Origin of the sequence: Pantoea sp. Cy-639 (assembly GCF_011752525.1) — a bacterium.
In the GTDB taxonomy this organism is placed as follows: Bacteria; Pseudomonadota; Gammaproteobacteria; order Pseudomonadales; family Pseudomonadaceae; genus Aquipseudomonas.
In genome coordinates, this window is record NZ_VWXI01000002.1 from 298,873 (window position 1) to 323,319 (window position 24,447).

A 24,447-nucleotide genomic window follows, 5' to 3' on the forward strand; every position below is an offset into this window, starting at 1 on the left:
TCCGCCCCGGCAACTGTTTTTGCATCGACAATGTCGTATTGCCAGCCCGCCACAGACGTGCCAGCGGTAGGACCACACAATCGCCGATTCGATCTGTCATTCATCGTCCTGCGCGGCATATTCACCCCCTTCGCAGAAGCGACCGGGAATGTTCAGGCCGAAATGCAGGTAGGCGTGACGGGTGACCACCCGCCCGCGCGGGGTGCGCATGATGTAGCCCTGCTGGATCAGATAGGGCTCGAGCACGTCCTCGATGGTATGGCGTTCTTCGCCGATCGCCGCGGCCAGGTTGTCGAGCCCTACCGGGCCGCCATCGAACTTCTCGATCATGGTCAGCAGCAGGCGCCGGTCGGAATGATCGAACCCGCGCTCGTCGACGTCCAGCAGGTTCAACGCCAGGTCCGCGACCGCCTTAGTGATCTGGCCCTTGCCACGCACTTCGGCGTAGTCGCGCACCCGCCGCAACAGACGGTTGGCGATACGCGGGGTGCCGCGGGCACGCCGGGCGATCTCGAAGGCACCCTTGTCATCCATGGGCAGGCCGAGGATGTTCGCCGAACGGCTGACGATGGTTGCCAGGTCCTTGTTGCTGTAGAACTCCAGGCGCTGGACGATGCCGAAACGGTCGCGCAGCGGGTTGGTCAGCATGCCGGCGCGAGTGGTGGCGCCAACCAGGGTGAACGGCGGCAGGTCGAGCTTGATCGAACGAGCGGCCGGGCCCTCGCCGATCATGATGTCGAGCTGGAAGTCCTCCATCGCTGGGTAGAGCACTTCCTCGACCACCGGCGACAACCGGTGGATCTCGTCGATGAACAGCACGTCGTGGGGTTCGAGATTGGTCAGCATCGCCGCCAGGTCGCCAGGTCGCTCGAGGATCGGCCCCGAGGTGCTCTTGACCGATACGCCCATTTCCTGGGCGATGATGTTCGCCAGGGTGGTCTTGCCCAGACCTGGCGGACCGAAGATCAGCGTGTGGTCGAGGGACTCGTTGCGCCCGCGAGCGGCCTGGATGAACAGGGCCATCTGCTCGCGCACCACGGGCTGGCCGATGTACTCGTCCAGCCGCAGCGGGCGGATCGCGCGGTCCTGGACCTCTTCACGGTCACGCCCGGAAGCGGCGATCAGGCGGTCGGTCTCGATCACTTGGTAATCATCCCTTTAAGGCTGCGACGGATCAGCTCTTCACTGCTCAACCCGGCCTTGTCCTTGATCGCCGCGATGGCCTTGCTCGCCTCCTGCGGCTTATAGCCCAGGGACACCAGGGCACTGACCGCGTCGGCCTCGGCGTTGGAAGCACTGGCCACCGGCAGCGGACCGTCGGACACCAGGGTAAACATGGCCGGCGAGGTTTCCCAGGCCTTGAAGCGGTCCTTGAGCTCGACCAGCAGGCGCTCGGCGGTCTTCTTGCCGACACCGGGCACGCGCACCAGGGCGGAAGCGTCCTGAGCCTGGACACAGCGCACCAGTTCGTCGACCTCCAGGCCCGACATCAGCGCCAGTGCCAGCTTCGGGCCGACGCCATTGAGCCGGATCAGCTCGCGGAACAGCTCGCGCTCGCGCTTCTCGAAGAAACCATAGAGCAGGTGGGCGTCTTCACGGACCACCAGGTGGGTGTGCAGGGTAACGGTCTCGCCCAGCTTGGGCAGACGATAGAGCGTGGTCATCGGTACTTCGAGCTCATAGCCCAGGCCGTTGACATCGATAATCAGGTGCGGCGGCTGTTTCTCCGCCAGGGTGCCGCGCAAACGTCCAATCACGTTCCGATCCTTCCTCTCGGGCGCCGGTCAGAAACCGGACCACCCTATCAGCAAATGCGCCGGATGAGCGCCTCACCCGGACAAAATATGTATCAGTGCATGAAGCCGCTACAGACGCAAGCGTCCGCCGCGCCGCCGCGCCGTCGTCAGGCCATGGGGAATGAGGCTGGAGCGGGTGTGGGCGTGGCACAGGGCGATGGCCAGCGCGTCGGAGGCATCGATCTGCGGCTTCTGCGTCAACTTGAGCAGGTGCATGACCATCATCATCACCTGTTCCTTGTTGGCGCCACCAGTGCCGGCCACCGCCTGCTTGACCTGGCTGGCAGTGTACTCGGCGATTTCCAGGCCAGCCTCGGCGGCAGCGACGATGGCCGCGCCACGAGCCTGGCCAAGCTTGAGCGCCGAATCGGCGTTACGTGCCATGAACACCCGTTCGATGCCCATGGTCACCGGCCCGTGCTGGCGGATGATCTCGCTCACGCCGCGAAAGACGATCAGCAGGCGCTCGTGCAGTTCGCCAGCGCCGGTGCGGATGCAGCCCGAGGCCACATACTCGCAACCACGGGCGGTCTGGCGAACCACACCGAAACCGGTGATGCGCGAGCCGGGGTCGATACCAAGAATCAGGGTCATAGCGTGTGCAGTCAGCCGTGGTTGCAGAGGGTTTTGCTGGACACAATCGCGGGGCAAGCCCGCTCCCACGCCAGCATTTGCCGGGCTCGTGGGAGCGGGCGTGCCCCGCGATCGAACCGGTTGCCGGGAATGTCAGCCCAGCGCTTCCATGACCTCATCGGAGATCTGTGCATTGGAGTAGACGTTCTGTACGTCATCCAGGTCCTCGAGCATGTCGATCAGCTTGAGAATCTTCTCCGCGCCATCCTTGTCCAGCTCGGCGCTGGTGGTCGGCTGCATCACGATCTCGGCGTCCGAGGCCTTGAAGCCCGCCTCTTCCAGCGCATTGCGCACGGCGTAGAAACTGTTGAACGGGGTGAACACGTCGAAGGAGCCATCGTCATTGCCCACCACGTCATCGGCGTCAGCCTCCATGGCAGCTTCCATCAACGCATCCTCGTCGACCTGCAGTTCGGCGGCGAAGCTGATCTGCCCCTTGCGCTCGAACAAGTAGGCCACCGAGCCATCGGTACCCAGGTTGCCGCCACACTTGGTGAAGGCATGGCGCACGGCGGCAGCGGTGCGGTTGCGGTTGTCGGTCATGGCTTCGACCATGATCGCCACGCCACCCGGGCCGTAGCCTTCGTAGGTGAGCTCCTCGACGTTGTCGCTTTCGTTGGTGCCGGCACCACGAGCCACGGCGCGATCGATGATGTCGCGGCTCATGTTGGCGCCCAGGGCCTTGTCCAGCGCCAGACGCAGACGCGGGTTGGAGGCCGGGTCAGGCCCACCCTGCTTGGCGGCGACGGTCAGCTCGCGGATCCACTTGGTGAAGATCTTGCCTCTTTTGGCATCCTGGCGTTCTTTGCGGTGCTTGATGTTCGCCCACTTGGAATGACCGGCCATAACGACTCCAAATCCTTGAAACAGAAACAGGTTCCGCCCCGAAGGGCGGAACGCGAAGAATACTGCGCCGAAGCGCGGAGGTGCCCTGTTGCCGGGGCACCTCCGGTCGATCACTCGACCTTGGTCTGCTCACGCAGACGGATGTGCAGCTCACGCAGAGCCTTGGCGTCGACCATGCCAGGGGCCTGGGTCATGACGCACGCGGCGCTCTGGGTTTTCGGGAAGGCAATCACTTCACGGATCGACTGGGCGCCGGTCATCAGCATGACCAGGCGATCCAGGCCGAAGGCCAGGCCACCGTGAGGTGGTGCGCCGAACTTCAGGGCATCGAGCAGGAAGCCGAACTTCTCTTCCTGTTCCGCCGCGTCGATGCCCAGCAGACGGAACACCGCTTGCTGCATTTCTTTACGGTGGATACGGATCGAACCGCCGCCCAGTTCGGTACCGTTCAGAACCATGTCGTAGGCACGGGACAGGGCCGTGGCCGGGTTGGCCTCGAGTTCTTCCGGCGTGCACTTCGGCGCGGTGAACGGGTGGTGCAGCGCGGTGAAGCTGCCGTCTTCGTTCTCTTCGAACATCGGGAAGTCGACGACCCACATCGGCGCCCACTCGCAGGTCAGCAGCTCGAAGTCGTGACCCAGGCGGATACGCAGCGCGCCCAGGGCTTCGCTGACGACCTTGAACTTGTCGGCACCGAAGAACACGATGTCGCCATCGACGGCGCCCACGCGGTCGAGGATGGTGTTGAGGTTGGCCTCGGGGATGTTCTTGACGATCGGCGACTGCAGGCCTTCGACGCCCTTGGCGCGCTCGTTGACCTTGATGTAGGCCAGGCCCTTGGCACCGTAGATGCCGACGAACTTGGTGTACTCGTCGATCTTGCTGCGCGGCATGCTGGCGCCGCCTGGCAGGCGCAGGGCGGTGACGCGGCACTTCGGATCGTTGGCCGGGCCGGCGAAGACCTTGAAGTCGACATCCTTGAGCTGATCGGCAACGTCGACCAGTTCCAGCGGAATGCGCAGGTCCGGCTTGTCGGAACCGTAGCGGCGCATGGCCTCTTCGAAGGTCATGTGCGGGAATTCGCCGAATTCCAGGTCCAGCACTTCCTTGAACAGCTTGCGGATCATGCTCTCGGTGAGGCCCATGATCTCGGCTTCGTCGAGGAAGCTGGTCTCGATGTCGATCTGGGTGAATTCCGGCTGGCGGTCGGCACGCAGGTCTTCGTCACGGAAGCACTTGGCGATCTGGTAGTAGCGGTCGAAGCCGGCGACCATCAGCAGCTGCTTGAACAGCTGTGGCGACTGCGGCAGGGCGAAGAAGCTGCCAGCGTGGGTGCGGCTCGGCACCAGATAGTCGCGGGCGCCTTCCGGGGTGGCGCGGGTCAGGATCGGGGTTTCGACGTCAAGGAAGCCGTTTTCGTCGAGGAAGCGACGGATGCTGCTGGTGATACGCGAGCGCAGGCGCAGCTTGTCGGCCATTTCCGGGCGACGCAGGTCGATGAAGCGGTAGCGCAGGCGGGTTTCTTCGCCCACGTCGGAGTATTCGTTCAGCGGGAACGGTGGGGTTTCCGCTTCGTTGAGCACATTCAGCTGATAGCCGAGGATCTCGATGGCGCCGGAGGCCATGTTGGCGTTCACCGCGCCGTCCGGACGCTTGCGCACCTTGCCGGTGATCTGCACGACATACTCGCTGCGCACGCGGTCGGCGGCGGCGAAGGTGTCGGCGCGATCCGGGTCGAACACGACCTGGGCCATGCCTTCGCGGTCACGGATGTCGAGGAAGATCACCCCGCCGTGGTCGCGGCGACGATGGACCCAGCCGCAAAGGGTGACTTCCTGGCCGTCCAGGCTCTCGTTCAGTTGGCCGCAATAATGGCTGCGCATCATGATGGTGGTTTCGCTTCTCGTGATTCGTATGTTCGGTGGAGGTCTTCGCCGCCCAAGGGGCTAATACTGCAAGACCCGGTCGGTGCAATTCAACTCAGTCGGCCTTGTCGCCGCCTGCCAGATTCTTCTTGGCCCCGGTCTTGAAGTCGGTCTCGTACCAGCCGTTGCCGCTCAGGCGGAAGCCGGGGACCGACAACAGCTTCTTCAATGCCGGCGCCTGGCACGCCGGGCAATCGGTCAGCGGCGCGGCGCTGATCTTCTGCAACACCTCCATCCGGTGATCGCAGGATCCACATTGATAGTCGTAAAGGGGCATGGGTGTCTCTCGTCAACCACATCGCAGGCTGCCCAAGGCAGCAAAGAGCGGGATTATATATGGTTAAGGAGTGCAGTGCAGCCCGCCTGGCGATCAGTGCGAATCCGGCGCGTCCTGCAGCCAGGCGACGCAGATCACCCGGACCAGCCCGCTGAAATTGCGCACACCGCCATGGCGCAGGTGCACCTCCCGGTCCACATAGGAGAGCACGCTGCTGACCGAGCAGAGGTTGGCCCGGGCAATGCGCTCCAGGATTCGCCAGTAGACCGCCTCCAGCCGCAGACAGGTGGCAAAACCGTTGAGCCGCACCGAACGCGAGACCGGTCCGGCCTGGGCCATGTCGAAATCGTTGCGAAATGGATCGACCCGCGGCCTCCCCGACCATAGCCCCTGCCTCGCGCCTTCATTGGCCTCGCACACCCTGCTTCCCATTGCATCGCTCCATCGTCACGGACATACATCCGCCGCGCACACGCACAGCGGCCATGCCTCCAATGAAGCCCGCCCATCTTACTCACGGGCAGTGGCAAAGCCTTCCCCCGAAACAGCAGGGCCCGATGCCAGCCAAGGCATCGGGCCCGGTTTTCAACGGTTTGATGCAGTGCCAGAGGCAATCATTTCCCGTCGAGCAAAACCCGCAGCATCCAGGCCGTCTTTTCGTGCACCTGCATGCGCTGGGTGAGCAGATCGGCCGTCGGCTCGTCGCTGACCTTGTCCACCGCAGGGAAAATACTGCGCGCAGTACGCACCACGGCCTCCTGCCCCTGGACCAACTGCCGGATCATCTCCTCGGCCGGCGGCACGCCCTCCTCCTCCTTGATCGAGGAGTGCCGGGCATAGAAGGCATAGGAACCCGGCGCCGGGAAGCCCAGCGCGCGTATGCGCTCGGCAATCGAGTCCACGGCCAGGGCGAGTTCGTTGTACTGCTCCTCGAACATCAGGTGCAGGGTGCGGAACGACGGACCGGTGACGTTCCAGTGGAAGTTATGGGTTTTCAGATACAGCACGTAGGTATCCGACAACAGGCGGGACAGTCCTTCGACGATGGACTTGCGATCTTCTTCATTGATACCGATATCGATTGCCATGAAGCTCCCCTTTCCATAAGGCCTGCTTCGAGCAGGCGGGCAGCAGACACTGTACCAAGACCCCGGGCGCTGCGCATGCGACACAGAGCTGCAATGGCACCATGGTTTGAGAACCCCCCGCCTTTGCTGTTAAATAGGCAGCGTGCCACCCGTGCGGATTGTCATTGCCGGGTGCATAGGCTGGCTCGTCACGTTTTTGCGCCTACACCTCACGCGCACCGTGCGACCAGCTCATCCTGTGATCGGCCTTATCAATGTGAGCCAAACCAAATGTTCAAGATCGTCCATCTGGTGACGGGCGCGGCTGCCTTGCTGCTTTCGCTCATACCCAGCCTCAGAACCGACGCGACACCGTTCCTGCAACAACCCGATGCCATCTACCTGGCATTGCTCGGCCTGCTCAACCTGATCCTGGCTCCAGCCCTGCCGCAGTACTACAGAGGCATGCGCCAGCACCTGCAACAAGCCACCAGCATCCTGCTGGTCGTGGCGGTGATCCTGCAGACCATCACCCTGCTGGCCCGTCCAGAGCTGGGCAACCTGCCCGCCCTGGCCTGCGCCGCCCTGGCCGCTGCCCTGCACCTGATCGCCGGCTTCGCCCGCAGCGCACGCCGCGCACGCAACCCGGGCGTATCGCTGGATGCCGGCAAACGGGATACCGGCACCGTGAAGTGGTTCAACACGTCCAAAGGGTTCGGCTTCATCTCCCGCGACGCCGGTGACGATATCTTCGTGCACTTTCGCGCCATCCGTGGCGAAGGCCACCGGGTACTGGTCGAAGGCCAGCGCGTGGAGTTCTCGGTGATGCACCGCGACAAAGGCCTGCAAGCCGAAGACGTGGTCGCGGTCCCGCGCCGCTGACCCACCTGCCGCCGCACTCAGTAATGAGGCGGCGGCGCTTCCTCTCCTGCGTCGCCATACTGGCCGACCACCTCTTCGTAACGCTTGATCAGCTCGGCCACCTGCATCTGCAGGCGCTCGATCACCCGCCCCTGCTCGACGACCACGTCATTGAGCGCCTGCAGCGTGTCATCCTGGAACGCCTGGCGCGTCTCCAGCTCAGTGATGCGCATTTCCAGCTCCTGCGTCATCCTCATGCCTCCTTGAAGCTGTCGCCCAGCAATGCTCGCATTTGCTGGCGAATGCCCTCGACCTGCTCCGGCGCATAGTCGATGGCCGGAACCTTGCCCCAGACCGGCGCCGGCCAGGCGGCATCGCCATGACGACGAACGATGACATGCATGTGCAGTTGGCTGACGACATTGCCCAGGGTGGCGATGTTCATCTTGTCAGCGGCGAACGCATCCTTGAGCGCCTCGGCCAGCGCGGTGCTCTCCGCCCACAGCTGCTGCTGGTCGGCCTCCTCGAGCTCGAACAGCTCACTGACCTCGGCACGGCGCGGCACCAGGATGAACCACGGGTAGTTGGCGTCCTTGCTCAACAGCAAGCGGCACAGCGGCAAGTCGCCCAGCACCAGGGAATCCTGCTGCAGGCGCGCATCGAGAGTGAACACGGCAAATCTCCTTACATTCGAAACGGCCCACCCGTCAGGTCGGCCACAAGTGCGCAAGGATACCGCGCCTGCCCCGAGACCACACGGGCACATCGACAGACCGGACAGCGGCATAGGGAATGGCGCCCCAGCGCGGTAACACATCGCTACTTTTCGCACCATAAAGTGGCGCCGCCTGGCGCCACCACCACACTTCCGTCACATAAAACACGCAAGATCAACAGTTGTCGGTAACACCTTGACTTTGAAGGCAGCTCCCGCCTGGACCAGACGACTACTACCCAGCACCCTTCGACCAGGCGGCAGCCCGTATTTACGAAGGTTTGCCCTTTCACTCAGGGGGCGTGTGAAAAATTCATCAAGCGTTCGTGATTTTGAGCATGCTTGTTGCATTCCCTCCACGCCAGGTCGGCACGCCTCCTGCCATGCAGGGGGCACGCGACAAATGACCACAGCGGCATCGGTTTCAACCAGGGAGTTTAACCAGGCAGCATGCAGGTTCATGCCGGCATGCGACCCCGGGAACAGCGCTGACGTCATACGCCTCTTTATATTGAAAGGCGTGATTTGCGACATGGAGACACCCCAGAGCGACAGGGCCGTAAAGTTACCGAAAGGTTGCTGACGACCATCTCGCCAAGACAAGTCAGCGTGAGATAGATTTTCGCCGACATAACAAGAAAGAGCTGCCCCATATAACTAGAACACTTGGGCGCGGCGGTACTCTTCCTAAAACCAAAGGAGCAAATCACGATGCGCGTGATGAAGTGGAGCATGATCGCCCTGGCCGTTGCGGCAGGGACCTCGCAGATGGCCTTCGCCTCTTCCCAGGACGACGCCAAGGGATTCATTGAAGACAGCAAGCTCGACGTCAAGTTGCGCAACCTGTACTTCAGCCGCGACTACCGCAACAGCGAGCCGGCCAGCTACAAACTACAGAATCGCCGCCACGACCAGCGTGAATGGGGCCAGGGCTTCATCGGCACCTTCGAGTCGGGCTTCACCCAGGGCACCGTCGGTGTCGGCGTCGACGCCATCGGCCTGCTCGGCCTCAAGCTCGACAGCGGCCGCGGCTATTCGGGCACCGGCCTGTTCCCTACCGGCTCCGACTACCGCTCCCAGGATGACTACTCCAAAGGCGGCGCGGCCGTTAAGTTCCGTATTTCCGATACCGTGCTGAAGGTCGGCGACCAGTTCACCGCACTGCCCGTGCTGGCCACCGACGACAGCCGCCTGCTGCCGGAAACCGTCCAGGGCGCGCTGCTGACCAGCAACGAGATCAAGGGCCTGACCCTGCACGCCGGTCACTTCACCGCACTGAACGCCCAGGCCGAAACCGAGCACGACAGCCTGCACCTGAAGCAAGCCGATGTCTTCGGTGGCACCTATGCCTTCACCGACAGCCTGACCACCAGCCTGTACTACTCGAAGGTCGAGGACTACTGGCGCAAGTACTACGCCAACGTCAACTGGGCGTTGCCGATCTCCGCCAATCAGGGTCTGGTGTTCGACTTCAACATCTATGACACCAAGAGCGACGGCCGTGGCCTGCAGCGCGCCGAGAAGGACGAGATCACCAAGCTCGACAACCGCGCCTACAGCCTGTCCGGCGCCTATAACATCGGCGCCCACACCTTCACCATCGCCTACCAGCGCGTCACCGGCGACGGCGACTACGGCTACGGCGTGGACGGTGGCGGTACCGTGTTCCTGGCCAACTCCATCGCCCGCTCCGACTTCAACGCCGAAGACGAGAAGTCCTGGCAGGCACGCTACGACCTGAACTTCGCCGAATACGGCATTCCAGGCCTGACCTTCATGACCCGCTACGTGCGTGGTACCGGCGCCAATACCGCCACCACCAACAACGGCACGGAATGGGAACGCGACATCGACGTGAAGTACGTCCTGCAGGAAGGCCCTGCCAAGGACCTGAGCTTCCGCGTCCGCCAGGCCACCTATCGCTCCAGCGATGGCGTCTACTACGGTTCGGGCTCGCTCGACGAACTGCGCCTGATCGTCGAATACCCGCTGAGCATCCTGTAAGCTCCGGCCTGCAGCGCTTCACAAACGAGAAAGCCCGGCCCAGCGCCGGGCTTTTTCATGGCTGACAAGCGCCCCGCCCTGGGGCATCCTGTACGCTTTCGTTTCGCCCCCGTACAATGCGGGGTCATCCAACATTCAGGCAATCGGCACGGCTCTCCATGCGCACCAGTCAATATTTGCTCGCCACCCAGAAAGAAACCCCTGCCGACGCAGTGGTCATCAGCCATCAGCTCATGCTGCGCGCCGGCATGATCCGCAAGCTGGCCTCCGGCCTGTACACCTGGCTGCCGATGGGCTTGCGGGTGATGCGCAAGGTCGAGGCCGTGGTCCGCGAAGAAATGAACGCCGCCGGCGCCCTCGAAGTACTGATGCCGAGCATCCAGCCTGCCGAACTGTGGCAGGAATCCGGCCGCTGGGAGCAGTACGGCCCGGAGCTGCTGCGCGTCAAGGACCGCCATGACCGCGAATTCTGCGTCGGCCCGACCCACGAGGAAGTGATCACCGATCTCGCGCGCAACGAGCTGTCCAGCTACAAGCAGTTGCCGCTGAACATGTATCAGATCCAGACCAAGTTCCGTGACGAGATCCGTCCGCGCTTCGGCCTGATGCGCGGCCGCGAATTCATCATGAAGGACGCCTACTCCTTCCATGCCGACCAGGTTTCCCTGCAGGAAACCTACGACCGCATGCACCTGGCGTACAGCAACATCTTCACCCGCCTGGGCCTGGACTTCCGTCCGGTGCAGGCCGACACCGGCTCCATCGGTGGCAGCTACTCCCACGAATTCCACGTGCTCGCCTCCTCGGGCGAAGACGACGTGATCTTCAGCGACACCTCCGACTACGCCGCCAACATCGAGAAAGCCGAAGCCATCCCGCGTGAAACCGTGCGCCCGGCTCCGAGCGAAGAGCTGCGCCTGGTCGATACCCCGGACGCCAAGACCATCGCGCAACTGGTCGAGAACTATGGCCTGGCGATCGAAAAGACCGTCAAGACCCTGATCGTGCACGGAGCCGAGGAAGGCAAGCTGGTCGCCCTGGTGATTCGTGGCGACCACGAGCTGAACGAAATCAAGGCAGCCAAGCTGGAGCAAGTCGCCGACCCGCTGGTAATGGCCTCGGACGCCGAACTGCGCGCCGCCATCGGTGCCGGCGCCGGCTCCCTCGGCCCGCTGAACCTGCCGCTGGAGTGCGTCATCGACCGCTCGGTCGCCCTGATGAGCGACTTCGGCATCGGCGCCAACATCGACGACAAGCACTACTTCGGCGTGAACTGGGAGCGTGACCTGCCGGTTCCCCAGGTTGCAGACCTGCGCAACGTCGTCGCCGGCGACCCGAGCCCGGATGGCCAGGGCACCCTGGTGATCAAGCGTGGTATCGAGGTCGGCCACATCTTCCAGCTCGGCACCAAGTACAGCGAGGCACTCAAGTGCCAGGTACTGGGCGAGAACGGCAAGCCGGTGACCCTGGCCATGGGCTGCTACGGTATCGGCGTGTCCCGCGTGGTCGCCGCTGCCATCGAGCAGAACCACGACGACAAGGGCATCATCTGGAACGACGCCCTGGCACCGTTCCAGATCGCCCTGGTGCCGCTGCGCTACGAAACCGACGTGGTACGCGAGGCGACCGACAAGCTGTACGCCGAGCTGACCGCCGCCGGTTACGAAGTGCTGCTGGACGACCGCGACAAGAAGACCAGCCCCGGCATCAAGTTCGCCGACATGGAGCTGATCGGCATCCCGCACCGCATCGTCGTCAGCGACCGCGGCCTGGCCGAAGGCAACCTGGAATACAAGCACCGCACCGAGTCGGACGCCCAGGCGCTGCCGCTCGCTGAAGCGCTGACCTTCCTGCAGGCCCGCATCCGCCGCTGATTAACCCTTGCGCGAGTGATCATGTCCAAGCGAAGTACCTCTACCCTGGGGGGCGCCGCACTATGCGGCGCCCTGCTCCTCAGCGGCTGCGCCAACCAGATGTCCCAGCGCAGCGATCACGAGGAGCGCGTCGAGCGCAAGCTGCTCGAGCATAGTCTGCAGATCGATGTCGGCGAGCCGAAGGTAATGGAGCTTCCGCAACGACGCGTGCGCATTCATGAACAAAAGCGTTTCGAGGTCACCGAATATGAGGTGACCCGCCGCTACGACCGCTACACGCCCTACCAACCCTGGCGGGAGGTCTACGAGATTCCCCTCGGCGCGGTGGCCGTGGTCGCCGGCATTGGCGCCAATGTGGTCAACGTGTTCACCCTGGGCAACCTGCCGAGCAGCGTGACCCACGACTGGCTCAGCTATGGCCTGGATGGGCTCAACCCGTTCATGAACACGCAGTCCAACGGACGAGCGCAACAGAACCTGGCCGGGATCAGCGAAGTCGAGAAGAGCAAGCATGAGGAACTGGTCAACCTGCCGTGGAGCGAGCGTCTGGTCGAGGTCAAGGCTGGCAAGCTGACCCACGAACTGACCACCGATCGCAATGGCATGCTGCGCCTGAACCTGCTGGACAGCCCATTCTCGGAGCAGAACCTCAACCACATCGGCACCCTGCACCTGCAGGTGGTCGACGAGGAAAACGGGGTGCGCGGCGACGCCAGCCTGCTGGTCAGCGGCAACCTGCGCGGCAAACTGCTCGAGGCCCACGACCTGATCTTCGACGACCTGGAAGACGACGATGTCGGCCAGTGGGTCCATCGGGTCAAGCGCCTGTCGGAACTGGGCCTGGAGGAAGAGGCCAGCGAACTGGAGCAAAGCCTGGTCGAGCTGACCCGCAACGATCCAGAGCTGCAACAGGACTTCTTGCGTTCGCTGACCAAGGCCACCGGACGCCTGGTCGCCGATCCAGGCGCGCAGTAATACAGAAAGGGGCCGCATTGCGGCCCTTCTTCTATATATCCCCGAACAACTCCAACTGCTCGTGCGCCCCACGCAGATCACGCAGCCGCACCCCTACCCCTAGCAGGCGAACCGGCTTGCCCCCTCGGGCGAACGCCTGGCTGAGCAACTGTCGATAACTCTCCAGATCCCGCCCCGCGCCCGCCTGCTCCATCGTCGTCTGGCTGAAGTCGTGGAACTTGACCTTGACGAAGGGTTTGTCCGGCCGATAGCTGCTGTCCATCCGCGCGACCCGCTCGTTCAGACTGGCCAGCAATTCGGGCAGCTTCTCCAGGCAGCTGGCCAGGTCTGGCAGGTCGTGGTCGTAGGTGTTCTCGACACTGACCGATTGTCGCCTGCTGTCGGTCTGCACCACCCGTTCATCGATCCCCCGCGCCAGCCCCCATAGCCGCTCGCCAAAACTGCCAAACTCGCGCACCAAGGCCTGGCGTGACCAGTCACGCAGCGACAGACAGGTGTCGATGCCCAGCCGCGACAGCTTCTCGGCGGTCACCTTGCCGACTCCATGCAGGCGGGCGACCGGCAAGGCTGAAACGAAAGCCTCGACCTGATCGGGCGTGATGACGAACAGGCCATTGGGCTTGCGCCAATCACTGGCAATCTTGGCCAGGAACTTGTTGGGTGCCACGCCGGCCGATACCGTGATGTGCAGTTGCCTGGCGACGCGCCTGCGGATGTCTTCGGCGATGCGCGTGGCACTGCCAGCGAACCACTGGCTGTCACTGACATCGAGATAGGCTTCGTCCAGCGACAAGGGCTCGATCAGCTCGGTGTAGTCGCGAAAGATCGTGTGGATCTCCCGCGAGGCTTCGCGATAGGCCTCGAAGCGCGGCTTGACGATCAACAGATCGGGGCACAGTTTCAGGGCATGCCCGGACGACATGGCCGAACGCACACCGTAGGCCCGCGCCTCATAGTTGCACGTGGCGATCACCCCACGCTGCCCCGGCTGCCCACCCACCGCCATGGGCCGACCGACCAGGCGCGGATCGTCGCGCATCTCGATGGCGGCGTAGAAACAGTCACAATCAATATGAATGATCTTGCGCAGGGACATGGACGACAGCCAGTACTGTAAATTCATACAGATACTACCCCAAGCCCCTGCCATGAGACAGCCTGGGCACGACAATCGGCCTGCAAGCCCCACCACTGCTGACCCGCAGGCCAGACGAGAGCGCTAAGGCATTGAACAAAAATGATTTTTCTGAAATTAATGCTTGACACAGGGAAGCAATTCCGTAGAATTCGATTCCACAGGCGCGGGATGGAGCAGCCTGGTAGCTCGTCGGGCTCATAACCCGAAGGTCGTCGGTTCAAATCCGGCTCCCGCAACCAGATTCAATAAAAAGGCCACTGTTTCGACAGTGGCCTTTTTTATTGCCCAGCGTTTGCCCTCGGGGAATTTACTCTATAAATCAAGCACTAACGCTTGACACCCGAGCCAAGATCCGTAGAATGCACACCTCTGACGCGGGATGGAGCAGCCTGGTAGCTCGTCGGGCTCATAACCCGAAGGTCGTCGGTTCAAATCCGGCTCCCGCAACCAGATTCAAGAAAGGCCACTGTTTACAGTGGCCTTTTTTATTGCCTCGTATTTATCCCTGGAAAATTAGCGCTATAAATCAAGCGCTAATACTTGACACTCCAGCAAAGATCCGTAGAATGCGCACCTCTGACGCGGGATGGAGCAGCCTGGTAGCTCGTCGGGCTCATAACCCGAAGGTCGTCGGTTCAAATCCGGCTCCCGCAACCATATTCGTCAGAACAAGCCCCGCCTATCGAAAGATAGTGCGGGGCTTGTTGCATTTGGCCCTTCCCCTTCCCTTGGCCGAGCGCTATCTTCGCCAGCGAGCGCATCCCCTGCCCCGCCTGGCTTCCCGGCCTCTTTCCGCCCGGCTGGATGAACTATCTTTAACTATCCTGAAACAGATTAACCACCCGGCCCGGAGTAATATCGGGACACGTTTTCCAAAGGGACTTTCACTTGGCCGTACCTTGCTTCCACCTCGCGCTGATTGCACGGGGAACCCCATGACCGCCCCCACTCCCGAAACCCAGGCACCGCTGACCGCAGCCCTGCCCACGGCTGCGCAACGCCTGCCCTGGCTGGAACGCCTGAGCAAGTACCGTCAACCCTTGGGCCTGGCGCTGACCCTGCTGCTGTTCGCCATGGGCCTGATCGCCTGCCGTCATCTGCTCAGCGAACTGGACATCTATGCGCTGCATGACGCCATGCTCAGCGTGCCGACCCATGCCTTGCTCGGTGCCCTGCTGGCCACTGTGGTCGGCTTCGTGATCCTGCTCGGCTATGAATGGTCCGCCAGTCGCTTCGCCGCCGTACACCTGCCGCCTCGTACGCTGGTACTGGGTGGTTTCAGCGCGTTCGCCATCGGCAATGCCATCGGCCTGTCGATGCTCTCCGGGGGCTCGGTGCGCTACCGCCTGTATGCTCGCAAAGGCCTGAACGCTGCCGAAGTCGCGCGCATGACCGTGTTCGCCAGCTTGTCGCTGGGCTGTGCCCTGCCGCCCCTGGCCGCCATCGCCACCTTGAGCGACCTGTCCGACGCCGCCAACGCCCTGCACCTGCCCGCCACGCTGCTGGGCGGCATCGCCGTGGCCGTGCTGGTGGCCACCGCGGCCTTGGTGATCGGCCTCTACCGTCGCCGCCTGCCGGAACAACCACTGGCCGACAACCTGCTGGTGCAGTTCGGCCGTCGCACCCTGCGCCTGCCCAGCGGACGCCTGGCTGCCCTGCAACTGCTGATCACCGCGCTCGATGTCGCCGCCGCCGCAACCGTGCTCTACCTGCTGCTGCCAGAAGCCCCGCCATTCGGCGCCTTTGTGCTGATCTACCTGCTGGCCCTGGCGGCCGGCGTGCTCAGTCATGTACCCGGTGGCGTCGGCGTGTTCGAGGCCATCCTGCTGGCGGCCTTCGCCAATCAACTGGGCGCCGCCCCGCTGGCCGCAGCCTTGCTGCTGTACCGCCTGATCTATGTGGTGCTGCCCCTGCTGGTGGCCTGCGTGCTGCTGCTGGCCAACGAAGCGCGCCGCCTGCTGTTCGCACAACAGGCCATCCGCGCCGCCTCCGGCCTGGCCGCGCCCGTGCTGGCAATCCTGGTGTTCCTCTCCGGCGTGGTGCTGCTGTTCTCCGGTGCCACGCCCGAGATCGACAGCCGCCTGGAGCACATGGGCTTCCTGATTCCGCACCGCCTGATCGACGCCTCGCACTTCGGCGCCAGCCTGATCGGAGTGCTCTGCCTGCTGCTGGCCCAAGGCCTGCGTCGACGCCTGTCGGCCGCCTGGCTGCTGACCACCGTGCTGCTACTGGTGGGCGCGGTGCTGTCGCTGCTCAAGGGCTTCGACTGGGAAGAAGCCACCTTGATGTGCTTCACCGCCGCCCTGCTCGCCCTGTTCCGCCGTTCGTTCTACCGCCCCAGCCGCCTGCTCGAGCTGCCGTTCTCGCCGGTCTACCTGGTGGCCAGCGCCTGCGTGGTCGGCGCTTCGGTGTGGCTGCTGCTGTTCGCTTACCAGGACGTCCCCTACACCCACAAGCTGTGGTGGCAGTTCACCCTCGACGCAGACGCCCCGCGCGGCCTGCGCGCGGCCATGGGCAGCGCGCTGCTGCTGGTGATCGTCTCGCTGACCTGGCTGCTGCGCACCGCTCGCCCGGTGATCCATCTGCCCACCGAGGACGAACTGCAGCGCGCCAACCGCATCCTGCTGGCCTCCGACCAGCCCGACGGCGGCCTGGCCCTGACCGGCGACAAGGCGCTGCTGTTCCACCCCAGCGACAGCGCCTTCCTCATGTACGCTCGCCGCGGCCGCAGCCTGGTGGCACTGTACGACCCGATCGGCCCGGCCCAGGAACGCGCCGAGATGATCTGGCAGTTCCGCGACCTGTGCGACCTGCATCATGCCCGCCCGGTGTTCTACCAGGTGCGCGCGGAAAACCTGCCGTTCTACATGGACATCGGCCTGACCGCGATCAAGCTCGGCGAAGAGGCCCGCGTCGACCTGCGCCACTTCGACATCGACGCCAAGGGCAAGGAGATGAAGGACCTGCGCTATACCTGGAACCGAGGTGGCCGCGACGGTCTGAGCCTGGAGATCCATGAACCCGGCCATGCGCCGCTGGCGGAGCTCAAGGAGATTTCCGATGCCTGGCTCACCGGCAAGAACGTGCGCGAGAAAGGCTTCTCCCTCGGCCGCTTCAGCCCTGAATACCTGCAGCACTTCCGTATCGCCCTGATCCGCTTCCAGGGGCGTCCGGTCGCCTTCGCCAACTTGCTGGAAACCCACAGCAACGAACTGGCCAGCCTCGACTTGATGCGCGCCCATCCGGAGGCGCCGAAATTGACCATGGAATTCATGATGATTGGTCTGATCCTTCACTATAAGAGCCACGACTATGGCCGTTTCAGCCTGGGGATGGTCCCCCTTTCCGGCTTGCAGCCACGCCGTGGCGCGCCCTTGACCCAACGTCTGGGGTCGATGGTGTTCCAGCGTGGCGAACAGCTCTACAACTTCCAGGGCCTGCGGCGCTTCAAGGACAAGTTCCAGCCGGACTGGGAACCTCGCTACATGGCCGTGCCGGCCGGGCTCGACCCGCTGGTGGCACTGGCCGATACCGCCGCCCTGATCGCTGGCGGCCTGACTGGATTGGTGAAACGTTGATGATCCGACGCTATTGGCTGTACGTACTGATTCCCCTGCTGCTGGCCGCGCTGGCCGGCGCCACGGCCTTCTGGCTGTGGACCCGGCCAGCGCCCGAGGCGCACCTGGAGCACCTGACCCTGAGTGATGGCAGCAGCCTGACCCGCGCCACCCCCGGCGTGCATGCCAAGGCCCGGGTGGCCATCGGCGTTCCACAAGAACAGGCCCTGACCGACAAGCAACTGCTCGACCTGAGCCAAGCGGGCGATGCCCAGCTGGTGCAGGTCATTCTGCCGGCCACCGACTGCACCAAGCAGCAGGCGGCCCTGGACCAGGCCATGACCCAGTTGTCCGACAAGCCGACCCTGGTCGCTGGTATCGGCCCTGGCGCCGCCCAGGCATGGCGCTGGCTGGCCACCCAGACCGACGACAAGGCCCGCGCCATCTCGGTTGACTTCAACCTCGAGCAACCGGGTTGCCAGGCCGCCCTGCCCAAGTCGGCCGCCCATGGCCACTGGAACGTAGCCTGGAACGACAACCCGGACGATGCCAGCGCCGCCTTCGTGCGCGACCAGGCCAACGCCGAGACCAGCATCGCCGACTACGACATCCACCTGCCACAAGTGCTCAAGGCCCAGCTGACCCAGGCCCTGGTAGGGCAGGACGGCAATGCCCTGGCCATACCGGTGGTGGAAGTTCCGGCCGGCCAGACCACCGATACCGTCACCCTGTTCCTCTCCGGCGATGGCGGCTGGCGCGACCTGGACCGTGACGTGGCCGGTGAAATGGCCAAGCTCGGCTTCCCGGTGGTAGGCATCGACACGCTGCGCTACTACTGGCAGCACAAGACCCCGGAACAAAGCGCCGCCGACCTCAGCGAGCTGATGCAGCACTACCGTCAGAAGTGGGGCACCAAGCGCTTCGTGCTGACGGGCTACTCGTTCGGTGCCGACGTACTGCCGGCGATCTACAACCGCCTGTCCGCAGAAGACCAGAAGCGCATCGACGCAGTGATCCTGCTGGCCTTCGCCCGCAGCGGCAGCTTCGAGATCGAGGTCGAGGGCTGGTTGGGCAAGGAAGGCCAGGAGGCACCGACCGGGCCGGAAATGGCCAGGCTGCCGGCTTCGAAGGTGGTCTGCGTCTATGGCGTGGAAGAAACCGACGAAAGCGGCTGCACCGACAAGACGGCGGTAGGCGAGCGCATGAAGCTGCCGGGCGGCCACCACTTCGACGAGAACTACCCGGCCCTGGCCAAGCGCCTGATCGACGAGATCGAGACTCGCCAGGGGAAGTCCAACGTCGCTGAAAAGTGATCCATACGTCGCGGGGCAAGCCCGCTCCCACGTCGACCGTGGGAGCGGGCTTGCCCCGCGACGGTTCTGCAGTCAGATCTCGACCTGGGTACCCAGTTCGATCACCCGATTGAGCGGCAGGTTGAAGAACCTCAGGTTACCGTTGGCATTCTTCAGCAAGAATGCGAACAGGTTGCCCCGCCAGCGCGACATCTCCTCCAGGCGCGAGGCGATCACCGTTTCCCGGCTCAGGAAATAAGTGGTACGCATCGGGCTGAAGTCCAATCCGTCCAGATGGCAGAGTTTCAAGGCCGCCGGCACGTCCGGTTCGTCCATGAAGCCAAAGTGCAGCAGCACCCGGAAGAAGCCATCGCCATACGTCTCTACCTCGAAGCGCTCATGCTCCGGCACCCGCGGGCGATCCTCGCTGACCACGGTCAGCAACACCACCTGGCTGTGCAGTACCTGGTTGTGCAGCATGTTGTGCAGCAAGGCGTGCGGCACGGCATCCGAACGCGCGGTGAGGAACACCGCGGTACCCTCGACCCGGTGCGGAGGTTGCACACGGATGCTGCTGATGAACAGCGGCAACGGCAGCGCGCCTTCGTCGATACGGTCGACCAGAATCTGCTTGCCACGCTTCCAGGTGCTCATCAGCACGAACAGCACGACGCCGGCCAGCACCGGGAAGGCGCCGCCCTGGACGATCTTCGGCACGTTGGCGGCGAAGAACAGCCCATCCACCAGCAGGAAGCCGATCAGGATGGGCACGGCCAGCACGGGCGGCCACTTCCACAGCAACAGCATTACCGTGGCGACCAGCAAGGTCGTCATCAGCATGGTGCCGGTCACGGCAACGCCGTAGGCCGCTGCCAGGGCGCCGGACGATTCGAAGCCGATCACCAGCAGCACCACGCCGACCATCAGCGTCCAGTTCACCGCGCCGATGTAGATCTGCCCCTGCTCGTCGCTGGAGGTGTGCTGGACCTGCATGCGTGGCACATAACCGAGCTGGATCGCCTGGCGGGTCAGGGAGAAGGCCCCGGAGATCACCGCCTGGGACGCGATCACCGTCGACAAGGTGGCCAACACCACCAGCGGCAGCAGGGCCCAGCTTGGCGCCAGCAAGTAGAACGGGTTGCGCGCGGCTTCGGCATCCTGCAGCAGGATCGCCCCCTGGCCGAAGTAGTTGAGCACCAGCGCAGGCAGCACCAGGGCGAACCAGGCACGGGCAATCGGTTTTCGACCGAAGTGCCCCATGTCGGCGTACAACGCCTCGGCCCCTGTCAGCGCCAGCACCACCGCCCCCAGAATCGCCACGCCCATGCCCGGGTGGACGATGAAGAAATTCACCGCCCAACCCGGGTTGAATGCCTTGAGCACTTCCGGACTCTGCGCGATCCCATGGACGCCCAGTGCCGCCAGCACCAGGAACCAGGTGACCATCACCGGGCCGAACATGATGCCGATCTTCGCCGTGCCATGTTTCTGGACCAGGAACAGCCCCACCAGCACGACCAGGGCAATAGGCACCACCCAGTGATCAATGCCGTCGAATGCCAGTTGCATCCCCTCCACCGCCGAGAGCACCGACACCGCCGGCGTGATCATGCTGTCGCCATAGAACAGCGACGCGCCGATCAACCCGCACACCACCATCATCGTGCGCAGTTTCGGGTAGGGCGCCGAAGCACGCCTGGCCAGGGCCGTGAGCGCCATGATGCCGCCTTCGCCCTGGTTGTCGGCCCGCAGGATGAACACCACGTACTTGATCGAGACCACCCAGATCAGCGACCAGAGGATCAGCGACAGGATACCGAGCACGCCATCATGGTTGACTTGCACCCCGTAACCGCCGGTGAAGACCTCTTTGAGGGTATACAACGGGCTGGTGCCAATATCGCCATAGACCACCCCAACAGCTGCCACGAGCAGGCTCAGCGGCCGTGCCGCGCCCTGCTTGCCCTCGTGCCCGCCTTCGGCGTGACTGCTTGCCTGAACCATCGACCACTCCCGCAGAAGGCCTTCTAGACCGGTTGAATAACCACCCGTGCAAGGGCATCGCGCACGCCCCCGCACAACGGCGCGAAGCATAGCGCAGCGTTCGTCGCTTTTCTGCTGGTAAAGCGACCTTGCCCTCGCTAGAATTGCGCACTTTTTGATCAGAGGCGCCAAAAGCGCCCACCAGGATCGCCCCCGTTACTGGCCGGGCGACCTGTATTCAATACCGAGGTTAGCCATGTCCACCACTCCCGCCACTCCGAAGGTCGGCTTCGTTTCCCTGGGCTGCCCCAAGGCCCTGGTCGATTCCGAGCGCATCCTCACCCAGCTGCGCATGGAAGGCTATGAAGTCGTGCCCACCTACGAGGATGCCGACGTGGTGGTGGTCAACACCTGCGGCTTCATCGACAGCGCCAAGGCCGAGTCGCTGGAAGTGATCGGCGAAGCGCTCAAGGAAAACGGCAAGGTCATCGTCACCGGCTGCATGGGTGTCGAGGAAGGCAATATCCGCGACGTGCACCCGAGCGTGCTGTCGGTCACAGGCCCCCAGCAGTACGAGCAGGTGGTCAACGCCGTGCACGAGGTGGTGCCGCCACGCCAGGACCATAACCCGCTGATCGACCTGGTGCCGCCCCAGGGCGTCAAGCTGACCCCGCGTCACTACGCCTACCTGAAGATTTCCGAAGGTTGCAACCACAGCTGCAGCTTCTGCATCATCCCGTCGATGCGCGGCAAGCTGGTCAGCCGCCCGGTCGGCGAAGTGCTGAGCGAGGCCGAGCGCCTGGTCAAGGCCGGCGTCAAGGAGATCCTGGTGATCTCCCAGGACACCAGCGCCTATGGCGTCGACGTCAAGTACAAGACCGACTTCTGGAACGGTCGCCCGGTCAAGACCCGCATGCTCGAGCTGTGCGAGGCCCTGAGCAGCCTGGGCGCCTGGGTGCGCCTGCACTACGTGTACCCGTACCCGAACGTCGACGACGTGATCCCGCTGATGGCCGCCGGCAAGATCCTGCCGTACCTGGACATCCCGTTCCAGCACGCCAGCCCCAAGGTGCTCAAGTCGATGAAGCGCCCGGCCTTCGAGGACCGCACCCTGGCACGCATCAAGCAGTGGCGTGAGCAGTGCCCTGAGCTGGTGATCCGCTCGACCTTCATTGTCGGCTTCCCCGGCGAGACCGAAGAAGACTTCCAGTACCTGCTCGACTGGCTGACCGAAGCCCAGCTCGACCGCGTCGGCTGCTTCCAGTATTCGCCGGTCGAAGGCGCCCCGGCCAACGACCTGGGCCTGGAAGAAGTGCCGGATGACGTCAAGCAGGCGCGCTGGGACCGCTTCATGGCGCACCAGCAGGCCATCAGCGCCGCACGCCTGCAGCAGCGCATCGGCAAGGAGATCGAAGTGCTGATCGACGAGGTCGAGGAGCAGGGTTCGGTTGGCCGCAGCTTCTTCGACGCACCGGAAATCGACGGCAGCGTGTTCATCGACGGCGACCACGGTTTCAAGCCGGGCGACAAGGTGCGCTGCCGTATCGTCGATGCCGACGAATACGACATGTGGGCCGAACCGGTCTGAGCGATCGCCTCATGAAGATACCCCGCCCGCTGGCGGGGTATTTTTTTGCATCTATGTTGTGTTCAGAGGCCATCATCGCGCAGGAGCCGCCCAAGGATGAAGCCAACCCTGACACTGCAGACACCCCGCTACGCCGACTACCCGGAACTGGTCCGAGTGTGGGAGGCGTCGGTACGCGCCACCCATGACTTTCTTCCCGACGCCTACATCCAACTGCTGCGCGAGCACGTGCTGCGGCGCTACCTGGACGCAGTGATGCTGGTCTGCTGCAAGGACAGCAAACGCCATATCCTGGGCTTCGCCGGCGTCGCCAACGGCCGGGTCGACCTGCTGTTCGTCGCCCCCGAGCATCGTGGCCAGGGCATTGGCCAGCGCCTGTTGCGCCATGCGGTGGCCGAGCTCAACGCCGAACGCCTGGATGTCAACGAGCAGAACCCTCAGGCCCTGGGCTTCTACTTGCACGAAGGCTTCGAAGTGGTCGGCCGCTCAGAGACCGACGGGCTCGGCCAACCATACCCCCTACTGCATATGCGGCTGATTCGTACAGCATCCTGATACTTGTGCCCAAGATACCGTCTGTCGCCTCCGATTGAGCGGAAATGACATCGATTTGCAGCCGCAATGCTGCGCGGACAGGTACAATGGAACCTTTCCCCGCCTCGTGAAACCTGTCTCCATGTCCGAACCCATTCGCCTTTCCAAACGCCTTATCGAACAGCTTGGCTGCTCCCGCCGAGAGGCCGAACTGTACATCGAAGGCGGCTGGGTCACCGTTGACGGGGTGGTGGTCGAGCAGCCGCAGTTCAAGGTGGCCGAGCAGCAGGTCCAGCTACTGCCCGGTGCCCGTGCCGACAGCCTCGAGCCGGTCACCCTGCTGCTCAACCAGCTGGCCGGCCAGGACTGCGCCAGCGCCCAGGCCGGCATGACCATGGCCAGCCTCAGCGAGGCGCACCGCGAAGGCGTACGCCCGCTGCACGGGCACTTCGCTCGTCAGGCCTGTGTGGCGCCCTTGCTGCCCGGCGCCAGCGGCCTGCAACTGTTCACCCAGGACTGGCGGGTGACCCGCAAGCTCGACGCCGATCTGCGCCGCATGGAGCAGGAGTACATCGTCCAGGTCAGCGGCGAGGCCAAGCCGGGCGCCCTTGAGCGCCTGGCCCGCGGCGTCGAGCGCAAGGGCGTGGAACTGCCGAAGGCCAAGGCCAGCTGGCAGAACGAACAGCACCTGCGCATGGTCCTGAAGAACCCGCAACCCGGGATGATCGAACAGCTGTGCGAAACCGCCGGCCTACGGGTGCTCGGCATGCGCCGCATCCGTCTGGGTGGCGTGTCGATGGGCAAGCTGCCATTGGGACAATGGCGCTATCTGGCCACCACCGAACGTTTCTGAGGTCCGTAACCCAGCAATACCGCCGCGCAATGACTGCCGCGGCACCTGAACAGGATTCGCTGCAATGAACCACAACGATGTACTGCGCAGCCTGCGCTACATGCTCAAGGTCAATGACCAGAAGATGGCCGAGATCGTCGCGCTCTCCGGCCTGGAAGTGACCGCCGAGGCCATGGCCGGCTACGTCAAGAAAGAAGAGGAGCCCGGTTTCGTGCCTTGCCCGGAGAAGGTCATGGCGCACTTCCTCGACGGCTTGGTGATCCACCGTCGCGGCCGTGACGACAGCCGCGCGCCGCAGCCCATCGAGGTTCCGGTGACCAACAACACCATCCTCAAGAAGCTGCGGGTGGCCTTCGAGCTCAAGGAGGACGACCTGCACGCGGTGCTCAAGGCGGTCAACTTCCCGGTTTCCAAGCCAGAACTGAGCGCACTGTTCCGCAAGGTCGGCCACGACAACTACCGCCCCTGCGGCGACCAGTTGCTGCGCAACTTCCTCAAGGGCCTCACCCTGCGCGTGCGTGGCTGAACA

General features: G+C 63.7%; 22 protein-coding genes, 3 tRNA genes and 1 pseudogene. 14 read left to right on the forward strand and 12 right to left on the reverse strand.

The window, feature by feature from the left end; translation table 11 throughout:
- Positions 1-96: 96 nt before the first annotated feature.
- From ruvB to F3J43_RS03635, 8 genes are all read right to left on the reverse strand, one after another.
- Complete coding sequence (gene ruvB / locus F3J43_RS03600) at positions 97-1,143, reverse strand: Holliday junction branch migration DNA helicase RuvB (RefSeq protein ID WP_166883448.1); 1,047 nt, start codon at positions 1,141-1,143, stop codon at positions 97-99.
- Positions 1,140-1,757, reverse strand: coding sequence for a Holliday junction branch migration protein RuvA (ruvA, locus tag F3J43_RS03605; protein ID WP_166883449.1), 618 nt, complete (start codon positions 1,755-1,757; stop codon positions 1,140-1,142). Before ruvA ends, ruvB begins: the two co-directional genes overlap by 4 nt.
- A 108-nt stretch (positions 1,758-1,865) precedes the next feature.
- Complete coding sequence (ruvC, locus tag F3J43_RS03610; protein ID WP_166883450.1) at positions 1,866-2,390, reverse strand: crossover junction endodeoxyribonuclease RuvC; 525 nt, start codon at positions 2,388-2,390, stop codon at positions 1,866-1,868.
- 132 nt (positions 2,391-2,522) lie between these two features.
- Positions 2,523-3,275, reverse strand: a complete 753-nt coding sequence (locus tag F3J43_RS03615; RefSeq protein WP_166883451.1) for a YebC/PmpR family DNA-binding transcriptional regulator — start codon at positions 3,273-3,275, stop codon at positions 2,523-2,525.
- Positions 3,276-3,385: 110 nt separating this feature from the next.
- Positions 3,386-5,158 (reverse strand): aspartate--tRNA ligase, encoded by a 1,773-nt coding sequence (aspS, locus tag F3J43_RS03620; RefSeq protein WP_205297629.1) that lies wholly within the window; start codon positions 5,156-5,158, stop codon positions 3,386-3,388.
- 97 nt (positions 5,159-5,255) lie between these two features.
- Positions 5,256-5,477 carry an FmdB family zinc ribbon protein gene (locus F3J43_RS03625; protein ID WP_166883453.1) on the reverse strand — a complete coding sequence of 74 codons (222 nt, stop codon included), beginning with the start codon at positions 5,475-5,477 and terminating at the stop codon, positions 5,256-5,258.
- A 93-nt stretch (positions 5,478-5,570) separates the two neighbouring features.
- Positions 5,571-5,909, reverse strand: a complete 339-nt coding sequence (locus F3J43_RS03630; RefSeq protein WP_166883454.1) for a ribbon-helix-helix domain-containing protein — start codon at positions 5,907-5,909, stop codon at positions 5,571-5,573.
- 182 nt (positions 5,910-6,091) lie between these two features.
- Entirely contained in the window at positions 6,092-6,565 is a 474-nt protein-coding gene (locus F3J43_RS03635; RefSeq protein ID WP_166883455.1) for a Dps family protein, read from the reverse strand.
- Positions 6,566-6,835: 270 nt separating this feature from the next.
- Here F3J43_RS03635 and F3J43_RS23980 point away from each other — a divergent pair.
- Both F3J43_RS23980 and F3J43_RS23760 read left to right on the forward strand, forming a co-directional pair.
- A pseudogene (locus F3J43_RS23980) lies at positions 6,836-7,141 on the forward strand (cold shock domain-containing protein membrane protein); the annotation flags it as partial.
- Positions 7,142-7,201: 60 nt separating this feature from the next.
- The gene (locus F3J43_RS23760) at positions 7,202-7,426 is read left to right on the forward strand and encodes a cold shock domain-containing protein (RefSeq protein ID WP_205297630.1); all 225 of its coding nucleotides are present in this window, start codon (positions 7,202-7,204) and stop codon (positions 7,424-7,426) included.
- A gap of 17 nt (positions 7,427-7,443) precedes the next feature.
- Here the strand turns inward: F3J43_RS23760 and F3J43_RS03645 are convergent, their stop codons facing one another.
- Positions 7,444-7,656 carry a SlyX family protein gene (locus F3J43_RS03645; RefSeq protein ID WP_166883457.1) on the reverse strand — a complete coding sequence of 71 codons (213 nt, stop codon included), beginning with the start codon at positions 7,654-7,656 and terminating at the stop codon, positions 7,444-7,446.
- A gap of 2 nt (positions 7,657-7,658) precedes the next feature.
- Positions 7,659-8,078 carry an HIT family protein gene (locus tag F3J43_RS03650; protein WP_166883458.1) on the reverse strand — a complete coding sequence of 140 codons (420 nt, stop codon included), beginning with the start codon at positions 8,076-8,078 and terminating at the stop codon, positions 7,659-7,661.
- Positions 8,079-8,831: 753 nt separating this feature from the next.
- Between F3J43_RS03650 and F3J43_RS03655 the strand changes: the two genes are divergently transcribed.
- The 3 genes from F3J43_RS03655 to F3J43_RS03665 all read left to right on the forward strand — a co-directional run bounded on the left by F3J43_RS03655 (position 8,832) and on the right by F3J43_RS03665 (position 12,973).
- A complete protein-coding gene (locus F3J43_RS03655) occupies positions 8,832-10,124 on the forward strand; it encodes an OprD family porin (protein ID WP_166883459.1) in 1,293 nt (430 codons plus the stop codon).
- 158 nt (positions 10,125-10,282) lie between these two features.
- Positions 10,283-11,998, forward strand: a complete 1,716-nt coding sequence (locus F3J43_RS03660; RefSeq protein ID WP_166883460.1) for a proline--tRNA ligase — start codon at positions 10,283-10,285, stop codon at positions 11,996-11,998.
- Between the two features lie 21 nt (positions 11,999-12,019).
- Positions 12,020-12,973 carry a YceB family lipoprotein gene (locus tag F3J43_RS03665; protein WP_166883461.1) on the forward strand — a complete coding sequence of 318 codons (954 nt, stop codon included), beginning with the start codon at positions 12,020-12,022 and terminating at the stop codon, positions 12,971-12,973.
- A gap of 31 nt (positions 12,974-13,004) precedes the next feature.
- On the opposite strand, the gene dinB is transcribed toward F3J43_RS03665, so the two are convergent.
- Entirely contained in the window at positions 13,005-14,063 is a 1,059-nt protein-coding gene (gene dinB, locus F3J43_RS03670; RefSeq protein ID WP_205297632.1) for a DNA polymerase IV, read from the reverse strand.
- 210 nt (positions 14,064-14,273) lie between these two features.
- Here dinB and F3J43_RS03675 point away from each other — a divergent pair.
- The 5 genes from F3J43_RS03675 (at position 14,274) to F3J43_RS03695 (ending at position 18,981) form a co-directional block, all read left to right on the forward strand.
- Positions 14,274-14,350 (forward strand) — tRNA-Met (locus tag F3J43_RS03675).
- Between the two features lie 134 nt (positions 14,351-14,484).
- A tRNA-Met gene (locus F3J43_RS03680) sits at positions 14,485-14,561 on the forward strand.
- Between the two features lie 130 nt (positions 14,562-14,691).
- A tRNA-Met gene (locus tag F3J43_RS03685) sits at positions 14,692-14,768 on the forward strand.
- Positions 14,769-15,046: 278 nt separating this feature from the next.
- Positions 15,047-17,689 carry a bifunctional lysylphosphatidylglycerol flippase/synthetase MprF gene (mprF, locus tag F3J43_RS03690; RefSeq protein ID WP_166883463.1) on the forward strand — a complete coding sequence of 881 codons (2,643 nt, stop codon included), beginning with the start codon at positions 15,047-15,049 and terminating at the stop codon, positions 17,687-17,689.
- Complete coding sequence (locus F3J43_RS03695) at positions 17,689-18,981, forward strand: virulence factor family protein (RefSeq protein ID WP_166883464.1); 1,293 nt, start codon at positions 17,689-17,691, stop codon at positions 18,979-18,981. The genes mprF and F3J43_RS03695 overlap by 1 nt, the downstream gene beginning before the upstream one ends.
- 72 nt (positions 18,982-19,053) lie before the next feature.
- Here the strand turns inward: F3J43_RS03695 and F3J43_RS03700 are convergent, their stop codons facing one another.
- Entirely contained in the window at positions 19,054-20,964 is a 1,911-nt protein-coding gene (locus F3J43_RS03700; protein WP_166883465.1) for a potassium transporter Kup, read from the reverse strand.
- Positions 20,965-21,199: 235 nt separating this feature from the next.
- On the opposite strand from F3J43_RS03700, the gene rimO reads away from it, so the two are divergent.
- From rimO to F3J43_RS03720, 4 genes are all read left to right on the forward strand, one after another.
- A complete protein-coding gene (gene rimO, locus F3J43_RS03705; protein ID WP_166883466.1) occupies positions 21,200-22,531 on the forward strand; it encodes a 30S ribosomal protein S12 methylthiotransferase RimO in 1,332 nt (443 codons plus the stop codon).
- 96 nt (positions 22,532-22,627) lie between these two features.
- Entirely contained in the window at positions 22,628-23,086 is a 459-nt protein-coding gene (locus F3J43_RS03710) for a GNAT family N-acetyltransferase (protein ID WP_166883467.1), read from the forward strand.
- 121 nt (positions 23,087-23,207) lie between these two features.
- A complete protein-coding gene (locus F3J43_RS03715) occupies positions 23,208-23,918 on the forward strand; it encodes an rRNA pseudouridine synthase (RefSeq protein ID WP_166883468.1) in 711 nt (236 codons plus the stop codon).
- 64 nt (positions 23,919-23,982) lie between these two features.
- The gene (locus tag F3J43_RS03720; RefSeq protein WP_166883469.1) at positions 23,983-24,444 is read left to right on the forward strand and encodes a YehS family protein; all 462 of its coding nucleotides are present in this window, start codon (positions 23,983-23,985) and stop codon (positions 24,442-24,444) included.
- The last annotated feature ends 3 nt before the right edge of the window (positions 24,445-24,447 follow it).

Coding starts and splice junctions, on each gene's coding strand:
- ruvC (WP_166883450.1), bottom strand. CDS start 2,390: ATGACCCTGATTCTTGGTATCGACCCCGGCTCGCGCATCACCGGTTTC.
- F3J43_RS03615 (WP_166883451.1), bottom strand. CDS start 3,275: ATGGCCGGTCATTCCAAGTGGGCGAACATCAAGCACCGCAAAGAACGC.
- aspS (WP_205297629.1), bottom strand. CDS start 5,158: ATGCGCAGCCATTATTGCGGCCAACTGAACGAGAGCCTGGACGGCCAG.
- F3J43_RS03625 (WP_166883453.1), bottom strand. CDS start 5,477: ATGCCCCTTTACGACTATCAATGTGGATCCTGCGATCACCGGATGGAG.
- F3J43_RS03630 (WP_166883454.1), bottom strand. CDS start 5,909: ATGGGAAGCAGGGTGTGCGAGGCCAATGAAGGCGCGAGGCAGGGGCTA.
- F3J43_RS03635 (WP_166883455.1), bottom strand. CDS start 6,565: ATGGCAATCGATATCGGTATCAATGAAGAAGATCGCAAGTCCATCGTC.
- F3J43_RS03645 (WP_166883457.1), bottom strand. CDS start 7,656: ATGACGCAGGAGCTGGAAATGCGCATCACTGAGCTGGAGACGCGCCAG.
- F3J43_RS03655 (WP_166883459.1), top strand. CDS start 8,832: ATGCGCGTGATGAAGTGGAGCATGATCGCCCTGGCCGTTGCGGCAGGG.
- F3J43_RS03660 (WP_166883460.1), top strand. CDS start 10,283: ATGCGCACCAGTCAATATTTGCTCGCCACCCAGAAAGAAACCCCTGCC.
- F3J43_RS03665 (WP_166883461.1), top strand. CDS start 12,020: ATGTCCAAGCGAAGTACCTCTACCCTGGGGGGCGCCGCACTATGCGGC.
- mprF (WP_166883463.1), top strand. CDS start 15,047: ATGACCGCCCCCACTCCCGAAACCCAGGCACCGCTGACCGCAGCCCTG.
- F3J43_RS03695 (WP_166883464.1), top strand. CDS start 17,689: ATGATCCGACGCTATTGGCTGTACGTACTGATTCCCCTGCTGCTGGCC.
- F3J43_RS03700 (WP_166883465.1), bottom strand. CDS start 20,964: ATGGTTCAGGCAAGCAGTCACGCCGAAGGCGGGCACGAGGGCAAGCAG.
- rimO (WP_166883466.1), top strand. CDS start 21,200: ATGTCCACCACTCCCGCCACTCCGAAGGTCGGCTTCGTTTCCCTGGGC.
- F3J43_RS03710 (WP_166883467.1), top strand. CDS start 22,628: ATGAAGCCAACCCTGACACTGCAGACACCCCGCTACGCCGACTACCCG.
- F3J43_RS03715 (WP_166883468.1), top strand. CDS start 23,208: ATGTCCGAACCCATTCGCCTTTCCAAACGCCTTATCGAACAGCTTGGC.
- F3J43_RS03720 (WP_166883469.1), top strand. CDS start 23,983: ATGAACCACAACGATGTACTGCGCAGCCTGCGCTACATGCTCAAGGTC.